Below are 10932 nucleotides of genomic sequence, written 5' to 3'. Positions count from 1 at the left end.
GCGAGCGATAGCGAGTTTATTTACCCTTGACGGGATTAAATAAATAATCTTAGACTTGCAAATAAATTCAAGAAAGTTTAAATATATTGTTCGGTAAAAAACTGTCCAAAAAAGTGTTGACATGTCAGGTGTTTACTTCCTATTTGGCACTTCCGATCAAACGGATGACAATATAGTGTATATTGGTCAAGCTGGAGTACGAAAAAATGGTGAGGGTCTTCTATGTCGGTTGATAGAACATAAGCGAAATCCTGATAAAGATTATTGGACAGAGGCTGTTATATTTACTACATCCAATAATTCATTTGGTCCTACAGAGATTAGTTACCTTGAGAACCGATTTTGTAGGCTTGCAATTGAGGCAAATCGGTATGTCGTGAAAAACGGAAATGATCCTTCTCCCGGAAATATAACTGAGGAAAAAGAAAGTGAACTTGAAGAGTTCATTGATTACGCTAAGATTATAATGGGCGCTCTTGGGCACAAATTATTTGAACCTCTAACAGATAAACCTCAAGCAGCTATCACTGAGGAGGTTCCTGAAGAAGAATTGCTTCTCTTTATGAAACGAAAAAGTCGTAAGAGCGGACAAGTAATTGAGGCAAGCTGTAAGCGTACAAACGAAGGCTTTGTTGTCTTACAAGGTAGTCATATTGAAACTATAGATTCTGAGAGTATTCCGCCAGGTATTAAAGAACGTAGGCAAAGAGCCAAAATAGATGAAAATGGAATTCTTCAAGAAAATATCTTATTCCGTAGTCCATCATATGCTGCTGCTTTTGTCATCGGGGGCCATGTAAATGGACTGGTAGAATGGAAAACGAAAGACGGGGTATCATTGAAAGAAATAGAAAACAGTGAGGAAAATTAAACAGAAGTTTACATCTATCCTGTCTCCTCAACCCCTATAAAAAATCTAACCTATCAACTCAACCCCTATCACTTTCATGGTAGTTGATATGTTTACTCAAAGAATAAAAATAAGGGTTTTCTGACATTAATCTCTCGACAAAGTTGCCGAGAAAAAATGCAATGTCAGGAAACCCTTTATTTATCAGTATTTTGATTAGTCCTATTTCTCTACCCTTGACATCAATACTACGCACTCAACGTGAGGTGTCTTTGGAAACATGTCCATTAATTTCATTTTATCTATTTTATATCCTCTATTTATAAACTCTTTTAAGTCTCTGACCAATGTTACTGGATTGCAGGATACATAGACAAAGTTTTCTGGAGAAAAATCTATTATTTTTCCTATTGCTTTAGGGTTTACTCCTTCTCTTGGCGGATCTATAACTATTAAATCCGGTTTTTGTTTAAGGTTTCCTACTTCTTTTAGTACATCACCAGCTATGAACTCTATGTTTGACAGATTATTTAACTTTGCATTTTTCCTTGCCATATCTACTGCTTCTTCTACAATCTCAATTCCTATAACTTCTTTAGCTACAGGTGCCATTATTTGGGCTATAGTACCAGTTCCTGAGTATAAATCAAACACTATCTTATTATCGATATCCCCTGCAAATTCTCTAACTATTGAATATAGTTTCTCAGCTCCAAAAGTATTAGTTTGAAAAAAGGAAAATGGTGATATTTTAAATTTAAGTCCTAGTATTTCTTCTATAATATAATCTCTACCATATATTAAATCCAATTTATCAACTTTTATTGCATCTGCCACATTATCATTAGTAGTGTGAAGAAAACCTACAATTTCTCCCTTTAGTTCTACACTATTTATTCTTTCTAAAAGCTCATTTAAATCTATTTCTCCTTGGGAGCTAGTAACTAGATTTATTAATATTTCTCCAGTAGAAAGAGCTTTTCTTACAACCAAATGTCTAAGAACACCTTTATGGAATTTTTTATTATAATATGGAGTCTCTTTTTCCTTAAAATAATTTAACACTTCTTTTAATATAGTTGTAAAATCACTATCTACAATATTACAATTTTCCACATTCACTATTTCATAGAATTTTCCTCGCCTATGCAGTCCTAAAGATAATGGCCCACCTTTTTCTTCATCTCCAAAGGTATATTCCATTTTATTTCTATATTCATACTCTTTAGGACTTTTTTCAATTCCTAAAAAGTTGATATTCTCTAATCCTTCCCTATCAAACAATTCTTTAACTTGGGCTACCTTATACTTCAATTCCTCTTCATAAAAAAGAGATTGATAAGTACAACCTCCACATTTTCCAAAATGAGGACATTTAGAATCTATTTCTAAAGGAGATTTTTCAACTACTTCTATTATCTTAGCGTCGAAAGAATCCTTACGTTTTCTTTTTATATACGCCCTTACTTTTTGTCCTTCTATTCCGCCTTTAAGGTCAATTCTATTCCCATCTACATATCCATAAGATTTATTTGGAAAGAGAACCTTATCTATTTTCATTTCTACTACATCTCGTTTTTTAACCATATATTTCACTCCTTTCAGCTATATTATTATACCAATTATGGACATAAAAAATAAGGGGAATTTTAATCCCCTTTTTTTGTATAATTAAGTGCTTTCCAAAAACTCGAATCAGTATCTAATATATCATTTATTTCTTCATACGGTATATTGAATCTTGGAAAACCATCTGTATGACTTCCTACTTCAGATGGATAAAAATATAATTGTAAATAATCTTTAAATAATATAAAATTTTGTTCTTCCTTTATACCACTGGACTCCTCTAAAAAATATTCTCCTTCTCCATCTTTCTCTTCAATTTCATTTCTAATAATATCTGTCAACCTTTTTACATAATTTACATTTGGCTTAAATAAATTTTTCAGTTCATAAAGATTTCCCGTATTTAAATCTATGTGATAAGTTTCTTCTGTTGGGATAATTTTTTCATCTATCATTTTACAATTAAAACAATTTTTTTGTACTATTAATAAATCATTATATATTTTTATTTTATAATCTATTTTAACTGTTGTATTTTTTTCCTCCTCTTTTACTTTATCTACCATATTATTAATAAATAATTTATAAAGTTGGTTGTTTATTTTCTCTTCTACTTTTTTATTTTCAAGATTCTCTAACTTAGGATAATAAATGCTTAAACCAAGGGTTGGATTGTATTTATTTTCTTTTATTAAAATATTATCCTTTAATTTATATGTATTATCCTCTTTCCATATAACTTTTCCACTTTTATTATAATATGATAATCTATCATCTATAGAGGCCTTTATTATGCTATCTTTCAAAGTTATATGTCCTACCCCTTCTATTTCTGGTAGATCAGACATCTTTTTACCTTCTATATCTATAAAGAAAGTTTTCTTGTTATCGCTTACTGAAATATAGCCATTTTCAATTTTGTCTCCTACATTATAATATTTAAAATCTGTTAATTGCTCCCCATCTTTATTTATAATAGCTTTTTTTGCATATATTTCACTACCTTCAATTTTGTCCTTTGAAACTGCAAATAGTCCCTCGCCTAAATAAGATATATAAGTAAAATCTGGCTTGAGTACAAATTTTCCACTTATATCTATTACTCCCCATTTTCCCGAATCATTAGAATCATCATCAAAGCTAACTATAGCCATTCCATCTTTAAAATGAAACGCATTTTTAAACCTAGGTTCTACAAGAATATCTCCATTTTCATCTAAATAGCCAAATAGGTTATTCTCATCTGAGAAAACGAAGGTTTTATTTTCATCATCTGGAAGCACATTTTCATATTTAAGTTTCTTAATAATATCTCCATTTTTATCTATAATTAATTTTTGATCGTTTTCCGTTTTAACTAAAGCTCTATTATTTTTAAAATTCCAAGCTTCACTGTATTTAGGTTCTATAAGAACTTTTCCATTCTTATTTATATATCCCATTTTTACATTACCATCTTTATCTTCCTCTGCCGCTACTATATATTGATCGCTTGATACCCCTAGAAATACATATTCTTTAGAATTGAAAAGTTCATTCCCCATAATATCTAATATATAATATCTATCACCTTTTACAGCACTAAATACTCCTTCTTCCATATCTCCTATGGCATCATATACAGGCTCCAGTACTATTGCCCCATTTTTATCTATAAGTCCTATTTTACCTTCTAAATATATTTTACCTAAACCTTTTTCATTAAATTCTTCAGTTAGCTCAAATTTAGGTTCAATAATAAAACTACCGTCATTTCCTAGGTAACCCCATTTCTTCTGATTTCCTTCTTTTTTATAAGCTGGATACAGTTCTATACTTTCTGGTTCTTCTATTGTCTTATTATTGCAAGAAATTAAAGTTAAAACCGATACAATTATCAATAAAAATACAGCCCTTTTCCCCCTCATGCCGCACCTCTTTTCATATATCCTCTCAAAATAATTATATAATTTATATGAAAGTTTATCAAGTGATAAAGGGCTGTATATATAGGATTTATCATGTTTTTAAGATTATTATTTTTTCAATCTCTAAATCATTTCAATACATCCAAATCCTTGACTATTTTTACTGCCTAATCCTGTGTCTATAGCTAATTGAAGTAGTGAAATTGGACCTGTAACATTAAACTTGCCTGTATAACCCTTTATTATAAAACCTTTATATTTAACTATAGACATTCTTGTCTTTCCAATAGGTTTTATTTCTATATCTCCTTTAGGTAGTTCTTCAGAATAAAAGGCCTTATACTTATTTTTTAAATTGTTATTAATAGTTTGTGAAAAATCCTCTTCATTTGGATTATAATAATATGTAAACTTCTTTCCATCTTTTCTAAAAAGAGTACTATATGTAGATATAGGTGATAAAGTTCTAATATTTATTTCTTCTTTATCTACTATTTCTTTCTCAACAGTTACTTGCTTTACTTCTAAATAATTATTTCCAAGTCTTACAGCCTGTCTAGATAATAGATTGTTCCCTATAGAATTTGAAAATTTACTATAAGGTGATGATATAGTTAATTTAACTGGTCCTTTAAAAATAATTTCTCCTTTTCTTTTGTTTAAAAAATAATCTCCAGTTATTCTTGAAAAAGAAAACATTTTAAAAACCCTTTTTTCATTTTTAAATCCTTCTTCATGTAAAAAAGTTGCTAGTTCTTTTTTTAATAAATTGTATATCATAGCTTGAACCATATGATTGTATTGAATTGGTAAAACTAATTTGTTTGATTCTACAGGATAAAATGTAATGATTTCTTTCATTTTAATACCTCCAAGTAATTCATATAGGCCTAAAGTATCTTTTCTATAAAAGTTACTAAATTCCTTCTTTTTAATGGTCTTTTTAAACAATCTAGAAGGATTTTGGTTTATTTAGAATAAACTAAAAAATACTGCAATAATCATTGCAGTATTTTTTCTATATATTTAGTTGAGAATCCTTTGTAAAGAAAGTTTTATATCCTAATTGTAAAAATATTATTACTGTTAAGGAAACACTTCCCATTATACCAAGCATAATAGCTATTTGATATCTTACTGCAATTAATGGAGATATACCTGAAAGTATTTGTCCTGTCATCATACCAGGTAGAGATACAATTCCCATACCTACCATAGAATTTATAGTTGGTAAAATAGATGCATCAAAAGCGTTGTTTACAATATCCTTTGATGCCATTTTAGGAGTAGCTCCCATCATAAGAGCAGTCTCTACTAAATCTTTTTTGCTGTTCATTCCTTCTATTAAATTTTTCGTTCCTAAGGATATTCCTGTCATTGAGTTCCCTACTATCATACCAGATATTGGTATAAAATATCTTGGATCATACCAAGGCTTCATTCCAATAACCACCAATAAAAAATAAAATAAACTTACTAAAGTTCCTGAAAACATAGATACAGATATAATCTTTTTCAATTCTTTAGTCAATGGATATTTAACCCTTTTAAATGTATTATATATTGCAAATACTTCCATAATCATTATAATTATTAATGTTAGAATTGGACTACTACTTTTAAATATATAATCTAAAACATATCCTGCAAGAATCAATTGTATAGTCATTCTAAAAGAAGAAATAATTATTTCCTTTTCTCTAGGAATTCCCCTTAATCTAACTATTACTAATAATATTAGCACAAATATATAGGCGGATATCATCTGATATATATTAAGATCAACTACACCTTCCATTTCATCACCTCATTTCATTTCTTATAACTTTTCCATTTCCTATTTCTAATATATTTTCTCCATATTCTTCAGCTATTTTTATTGAGTGAGTTACCATTACTAAAGTCTTTTTGTTTTCTACAACATAGTCTATAATATTTTTAATAATTATATCTTCTGTTCCTTCATCCAAGGCAGAAGAAGGCTCGTCTAATAAAAAAACTTCTGGTTCAAGTAACATAGTTCTACACAGTGCCACTCTCTGTTTTTCTCCTCCTGAAAGTTTGTCCACCTTGTCATCTAGTTTTTTATCTAATTTTACTATTTTCATTGCTTCACTTAATTTGTTATCGTCTACTAAAGGCTTTTCAGAAAACTTAAAGCCTATAAGTAGATTATCCTTAATAGTACCAGGAAACATTATAGGGTTTTGAGGTAACATAACTACTTTTCTTCTTAGGTTAACAGGATTTATTTCCCTAATATTTTTTCCATTGTAAAAAATTTCCCCTTCAGTGGGATTTACCATACGATTCAATAGTCTCAAAAGGGTACTTTTACCACTTCCGCTTTCTCCAACTATAACAGTTACTTTTCCACTGTGAATTTTAAGATTTTGTATCTGTAAAACATCTTTATATTTTACATTTTCTAAAGTAAACATATTTTTCACCTTCCTAGTTGAGTACTACATATTATAGATTATACCACCATTTTTATTGTACTTAACAATCCAGACTAAGTTTTACAGATATTTTACATTGCAACCAACTGTTTTTAACTACTAAACATTACAAACTAATGATATAATCATATTTGCAGGAGGGATTTTAAATGGAAAAAGTAACTTCTAAACAAATGAATTTAATTGATAGCTTTTGTATTAAAGCCATAGGAATTCCTGGAATAGTTCTTATGGAGAATGCAGCTTTAAAAGTAATAAAGAATATAGACTTAAATTCATATAATAATTTTACCATTGTAGCTGGTGTTGGAAATAACGGAGGAGATGGACTAGCTATTGGAAGACACCTATCGGTATTAGGAAAAAATGTAAATGTCTTTGTTATTGGAAATGTCAGACATGGTAGCAAAGATTTTGTCACTAATTATTCAATTCTTAGGAATATGAATATTCACATTCATCATATTTTAGAAAGGGAAGATTTAAAGCATCTTCAAAAGAGTGTACGCTCTTCTGAAATGGTTATAGATGCTATATTCGGTACAGGACTATCTAGAAATATAGAAGGCCTGTTTGAAAGAACTATTTCAATTATAAATAAAAGCGATAATTTCATACTTTCCGTTGATATTCCATCAGGACTTAGTTCAGATACTGGAGAAATTTTAAATACATGTATAAAAGCCGATAAAACTGTAACATTTCAACTTCTGAAGAAAGGCCTTGTAGAAAATAGCGGGGAAAAATATGCTGGAGAAATAGTTGTTGAGCCAATTGGAATGCCTAAAATAGCCATAGAAAAAGGACTTAGAAATTTCTAAGTCCTAAAATATTTATATGTCGAATAAATATTTTATTTCATCTTCGCTAAGTTTAGATACTAAAGTTTCACCTTCTGTAATTACCTTGTCTATCATCTCTTTTTTTCTTTCTTGGAGTTCAAATATTTTTTCTTCAATTGTCCCTTTAGTAATAAGCTTCATAACTTGAACAGTATTTTTTTGTCCCATTCTATAAGCTCTATCTGTAGCCTGTTCTTCTACTGCTGGATTCCACCAAGGATCTATGTGAATAACAGTATCAGCTCCTGTTAAGTTCAAACCTGTTCCTCCTGCCTTTAGAGAAACTAAAAATACATCTCCTTGTCCATTATTAAAGTCTTTGACCCTTCTTCCTCTTTCCTTAATACTTGTAGAACCATCTAAATACATATAATCTATATGATTTTCATTTAACATCTCTTCAACAATTTTTAACATGCTGGTAAACTGAGAAAATAAAAGTATTCTATGATCTCCTTCTATAGCATCTTTTATTATTTCTTTAAGATAAATTAATTTTCCACTATGTCCATTATAATTTTCCATAAACATTCCTGGATGACAACAGATTTGCCTAAGTCTTGTAAGTCCAGCCAAAATCTTAATTTGACTCCTATTAAATCCTTTAGCTACTATTTCTTCTTCTATTTCTCCTTTTATAGCCTGTAAATAAGCAAGATATACCTTTTTCTGTTCATTAGTCAACTCTACTAATATCTTTTGTTCTATTTTCTCAGGTAGTTCCTCTAACACATCTTTTTTAAGCCTTCTTAGAATAAATGGTCTTATATGCTTATTTAAATCTCTAAGAGCACTTTCATCTTGTTCTCTAGTAATTGGTTTCTCATATTTTTCTACAAACTTTTTATTAGATAATAAATATCCTGGCATTAAATAATCAAATATTGACCATAACTCTATTAAAGAGTTTTCCATAGGAGTGCCCGTCAATGCAAAATAATTATTTGCATTTATCTTCTTTACAGATCTTGCACTTAAAGATTTCGGGTTTTTTATATATTGGGCCTCATCTAATATACAATATCTAAATTTGATTGTTTTATATTCATCAATGTCATTCCTAATTAAAGGATAGGATGTTATTATTACATCCTGCTTCTCAATCTCTTTTATAAGTTCTCTTCTTTCAGCTTTACTTCCTGATACTACAAGGACTTTAAGGCTAGGGGCAAACTTTTCAATTTCCGATTCCCAATTATATACTACGGAAGTAGGAGCAACTACTATAGATGGCCATCCTCCCTTCTCTTTTTTTTCTGACAATAAAAAGGTAATTATTTGTAATGTCTTGCCCAATCCCATATCATCAGCTAATATTCCTCCTAGCCCATATTTAGATAAGGTTTTTAACCATTTAAATCCAAATTTTTGATAATCTCTAAGAATATTTTCTAATTCTTCAGGAATTTCATATTCTATATCTTCAGGTTTTTTAATATCTTCAACTAAATTTTTAAAATCAACGTTTTTCTCAATAAATCCTAGATCTTTTTCTTTGAAATAATCATCTAAATATGCCGCCCTATATTTAGGAATTGAAAATATTTCTTTTTCAAAATCTTTTTCTCCAATATTTAAATATTCAAATATATCTTCCATATATTCTAGTTGTTTATTTTCTAATAACAAAAAAGAGCCGTCTTTCAATCTATAGTATTTTTTCTTCTCCTTCAAAGCCTTAAATACTTCTTTAAGCTCTTTAGAGCTCATACCTTCCATTCCAAAATCAAATTCAAGCATATCAATATCATTGTTTAATCTTATACTTCCTGTAAAATATGTGGAGTCTTTAAGTGCTATGGTTCTAAAATTTTCAGAATAATATATATTACATAGTTTTTGAAGTTCAGGAATAATATTGGATACGAAATCAAATATTTTTTCTTCTTCATCTATATATATTTCTCCATCTCTAACTTTAAACTCACTCTTTTCTAATAATTTAAGAATATTTCTCTCTTTCTCCATATCCCTTAGAAGTATTTTGTTATTTTTATTAGACTTTTTAGAACTAAAAGGATTTATAGTTATATCTCCATATATAAAATCAACTTTCCCTGTTATAATATATTCTTCCTTATCTAAGTATATATTAGATTGAATTTCTGGCCTATATATGGAGTCTTCTATTTTTTCATCTATATCTAATTTAGCTAAACCTTTAATATTTAAAATTACCTCTGACATGAAATCTTCTTTATATTTGTTAGGTATCTTCAATACTTCATTCCTACTTGAACTTATTTCATTATATAAAGGCATTATTTTCTTTCTCCACTGTTCAGAAAGCTTATAAATTTTTCCATCTTTAAAAATATATTCACCATCTGAAGTAAGAGGGATTATATTTTCAAAAGAATCCATTTTAAGAACTAAATCATCATTTTCTTCTTCTAATTTCATATCTATAGATAAATCATTTACTACTATATTTGTATCTTTGTATTGGGATTCCAATATAGAAGCATTGAATTTCCTATTATTCATATGTTCAAAAAAACTTTTTAAAGATCTTTGAGTTAATAAAATTCTTTTACCTTTAAATATACTTTGTCCCCTATTCCCATAATAGCTAGCATTGGCTATTTTATTATTTTCGTATAAAAGCTTTAGAAAGCTCATTATTTTTTCATCTTCAGGTTTAAATATATGCCTGCCAGGTTCAAATGTAAATTCTTTACCAAAATATATCTCCTCTTTGTTTTCTAAACTCTCAAAAAATTTTTTAATATTTTTAACTACATATAGTTTCTTTTCTCCCATTCTTAAGTTTAAAAAAGAACTTTCATCCATACCTGCAAATTCATTAAAATTAAATTCATAATTAAACTCTACATTTACAGGTATAGCTTCCTTTTCATTGTTAAATCTATAGTAATCGATTATATTTTTTATGTTTTCTTCATTGTCTCTTTGGAATCTATTAAATATATTTGAATTTTGTATATAGGAAAGAAGAGCGATAATATGTTTACAGTCACCAGAATATTTTTTATATGCAGGACATGTACAATAAGAAGAAACTAAACTATGGTATTCATTAAAATAAAGTTCTACCCTGTATTTTTGACTGCCTTCAACTATTCCTTGAATATATTTTAAATCTTTGTCACATCTCACATTTATAACCCTGTTGTTATAATAATATTGTTTTCCCCTTATATAAGACTTATAATCTCCCGATCTTTCTAATAAAAACTCATCATCTATACTTAGCATAATACACCTCTATTAGTATAATTTAATTAGAACAAAACCAATTAAATTTATTATTTAATACTATATTATATCATAGACTAATT

Annotated in this window: 8 protein-coding genes; 2 read left to right on the top strand and 6 right to left on the bottom strand. The window is 28.6% G+C overall.

Translation table 11 applies throughout. From position 1 onward, the window contains the following. The first annotated feature begins 175 nt into the window (after positions 1-175). Complete coding sequence (locus FYJ27_RS13015) at positions 176-871, top strand: GIY-YIG nuclease family protein (RefSeq protein ID WP_326831030.1); 696 nt, start codon at positions 176-178, stop codon at positions 869-871. 201 nt (positions 872-1072) lie between these two features. Here the strand turns inward: FYJ27_RS13015 and rlmD are convergent, their stop codons facing one another. From rlmD to FYJ27_RS03660, 5 genes are all read right to left on the bottom strand, one after another. Continuing rightward, positions 1073-2437: a 23S rRNA (uracil(1939)-C(5))-methyltransferase RlmD gene (gene rlmD / locus FYJ27_RS03680; protein ID WP_154483300.1), complete on the bottom strand. Its 1365-nt coding sequence runs from the start codon at positions 2435-2437 to the stop codon at positions 1073-1075. 62 nt (positions 2438-2499) lie between these two features. Continuing rightward, on the bottom strand, positions 2500-4326 hold the full coding sequence (locus tag FYJ27_RS03675) for a WG repeat-containing protein (RefSeq protein ID WP_154483297.1): 1827 nt from the start codon (positions 4324-4326) through the stop codon (positions 2500-2502). 123 nt (positions 4327-4449) lie between these two features. After that, positions 4450-5187 carry a CRISPR-associated endoribonuclease Cas6 gene (gene cas6 / locus FYJ27_RS03670; protein ID WP_154483294.1) on the bottom strand — a complete coding sequence of 246 codons (738 nt, stop codon included), beginning with the start codon at positions 5185-5187 and terminating at the stop codon, positions 4450-4452. 157 nt (positions 5188-5344) lie between these two features. Further along, entirely contained in the window at positions 5345-6124 is a 780-nt protein-coding gene (locus FYJ27_RS03665; RefSeq protein ID WP_154483291.1) for an ABC transporter permease, read from the bottom strand. Positions 6125-6128: 4 nt separating this feature from the next. Then, on the bottom strand, positions 6129-6767 hold the full coding sequence (locus FYJ27_RS03660; RefSeq protein ID WP_154483288.1) for an ABC transporter ATP-binding protein: 639 nt from the start codon (positions 6765-6767) through the stop codon (positions 6129-6131). A 170-nt stretch (positions 6768-6937) separates the two neighbouring features. Between FYJ27_RS03660 and FYJ27_RS03655 the strand changes: the two genes are divergently transcribed. Next, positions 6938-7609, top strand: a complete 672-nt coding sequence (locus tag FYJ27_RS03655) for an NAD(P)H-hydrate epimerase (RefSeq protein ID WP_154483285.1) — start codon at positions 6938-6940, stop codon at positions 7607-7609. A 12-nt stretch (positions 7610-7621) separates the two neighbouring features. Here the strand turns inward: FYJ27_RS03655 and FYJ27_RS03650 are convergent, their stop codons facing one another. Further along, positions 7622-10849 (bottom strand): DEAD/DEAH box helicase, encoded by a 3228-nt coding sequence (locus FYJ27_RS03650; RefSeq protein ID WP_154483282.1) that lies wholly within the window; start codon positions 10847-10849, stop codon positions 7622-7624. Positions 10850-10932 lie beyond the last annotated feature (83 nt).

The sequence above is a fragment of the Anaerosalibacter bizertensis genome (assembly GCF_009696605.1).
GTDB lineage: Bacteria > Bacillota > Clostridia > Tissierellales > Sporanaerobacteraceae > Anaerosalibacter > Anaerosalibacter bizertensis.
Note: the sequence above shows the minus strand (reverse complement) of the source record. Positions and strands in the feature narration are given on the sequence as shown.

Bases quoted from the DNA above. Each gene is read 5' to 3' on its own strand.
- cas6 (WP_154483294.1), bottom strand. From the start codon at position 5,187: ATGAAAGAAATCATTACATTTTATCCTGTAGAATCAAACAAATTAGTT.
- rlmD (WP_154483300.1), bottom strand. From the start codon at position 2,437: ATGGTTAAAAAACGAGATGTAGTAGAAATGAAAATAGATAAGGTTCTC.
- FYJ27_RS03675 (WP_154483297.1), bottom strand. From the start codon at position 4,326: ATGAGGGGGAAAAGGGCTGTATTTTTATTGATAATTGTATCGGTTTTA.
- FYJ27_RS03655 (WP_154483285.1), top strand. From the start codon at position 6,938: ATGGAAAAAGTAACTTCTAAACAAATGAATTTAATTGATAGCTTTTGT.
- FYJ27_RS03650 (WP_154483282.1), bottom strand. From the start codon at position 10,849: ATGCTAAGTATAGATGATGAGTTTTTATTAGAAAGATCGGGAGATTAT.
- FYJ27_RS03660 (WP_154483288.1), bottom strand. From the start codon at position 6,767: ATGTTTACTTTAGAAAATGTAAAATATAAAGATGTTTTACAGATACAA.
- FYJ27_RS03665 (WP_154483291.1), bottom strand. From the start codon at position 6,124: ATGGAAGGTGTAGTTGATCTTAATATATATCAGATGATATCCGCCTAT.